A 1,688-nucleotide genomic window follows, 5' to 3' on the forward strand; every position below is an offset into this window, starting at 1 on the left:
ATCTCATCTGCGGTTGGATGATCCACTCCAAGGACGGCTCGCCGATGAAGATGGGAGCGTGGTCGCCACTCGCCTTCGACCGGGTCCGTTATGTCGGCGACGCCGTCGTCATCGTCGTCGCCGAGACCAAGGGGCAGGCGCGCGACGCCGCCGAGGCGGTCGAGATCACCTACAAGGAGCTGAAGGCCGTCGTCGATGCCTCCAAGGCGATGGACAAGGGTGCGCCGCAAATCCACCCCGAAGCGGACAACAATCTGATCTTCGACTGGGACATCGGCAATGCCGACGACACCGCGGCGGCTTTCGGGAAGGCAGCCCATGTCGTCAAGATGGACATCATCAACAACCGGCTGGTGCCCAATGCCATGGAGCCGCGCGCCGCACTTGGCCATTACGACAAGGCCGAGGATCACTATACCTGCTGGACGACCTCGCAGAACCCGCATGTGGCGCGGCTGGTGATGAGCGCCTTCTACAATGTCGCGCCGGAAAACAAGCTGCGCGTGATCGCGCCCGATGTCGGCGGCGGCTTCGGCTCGAAGATCTACATCTATCCCGAAGAGATCGTCTGCCTGTGGGCGTCGAAGAAGACCGGCGTGCCGGTCAAATGGGTGGCCGACCGGACCGAGAGTTTTCTGACCGATGCGCATGGCCGCGACCATCACACCCATGCTGAAATGGCCTTCGACAAGGACCACAGGATCCTCGGCCTGAAGGTGGAAACCCAAGCCAATCTCGGCGCCTACATGTCGCTGTTTTCATCGGCGACGCCGACCTATCTCTATGCGACTCTGCTGTCGGGCCAGTACAACATCCCGGCCATCCACGCCAATGTGAAGGCGATCTACACCAACACCGCGCCCGTCGATGCCTATCGCGGGGCAGGGCGGCCGGAAGCGACCTTCGTCATGGAGCGTATGATGGAGACGGCGGCCCGCCAGTTCGGCGTTTCGCCGGCTGAGTTGCGGCGCAAGAACTTCGTCACCTCGTTTCCGCATCAGACGCCGGTCATCATGTGCTATGACGCCGGCGACTATGCCGCTTCGCTCGATGCGGCAATGCAGGCGTCGGATTATGCCGGCTTCGCCAAGCGCAAGGCCGCCGCCGCCAACAAGGGGCTGCTGCGCGGCATCGGCATGAGCTGCTACATCGAGGCCTGCGGCATCGCGCCGTCTGCGGCCGTCGGCTCGCTCGGCGCCGGTGTCGGCCTTTGGGAATCGGCGGAAGTGCGCGTCAACGCGGTCGGCACGATCGAGGTGCTGACCGGCTCTCACAGCCACGGCCAGGGCCATGAGACGACCTTCGCGCAACTGGTCAATGAGCGCTTCGGCGTGCCGCTCGATTCGGTCTCGATCGTGCATGGCGATACCGACAAGGTGCAGATGGGCATGGGCACCTATGGCTCGCGCTCGGGTGCGGTCGGGATGTCAGCCATCGTCAAGGCGCTCGACAAGGTAGAGGCCAAGGCCAAGAAGATCGCGGCGCACCTGCTCGAGGCCGACGAAGGCGACATCATCATCGAGAACGGCGCGCTGAAGGTGGCCGGCACCGACAAGAACGTGCCGTGGTTCCAGATGGCGCTGGCCGCCTACACTGCCCACAACCTGCCGGGCGGCATGGAGCCCGGGCTCAAGGAGACGGCGTTCTACGATCCGTCGAATTTCACCTTCCCGGCGGGCTGCTATATC

1 protein-coding gene is annotated in these 1,688 nt (G+C 63.8%); it reads left to right on the top strand.

The genetic code is table 11. The features are described from left to right. Positions 1 to 1,688, top strand: a 1,688-nt coding sequence (locus tag EN984_RS33620) for a xanthine dehydrogenase family protein molybdopterin-binding subunit (RefSeq protein WP_127384305.1), incomplete at both ends; no start/stop codon positions are given.

Source organism: Mesorhizobium sp. M7A.F.Ca.CA.004.12.1.1, assembly GCF_003997835.1.
GTDB lineage: Bacteria > Pseudomonadota > Alphaproteobacteria > Rhizobiales > Rhizobiaceae > Mesorhizobium.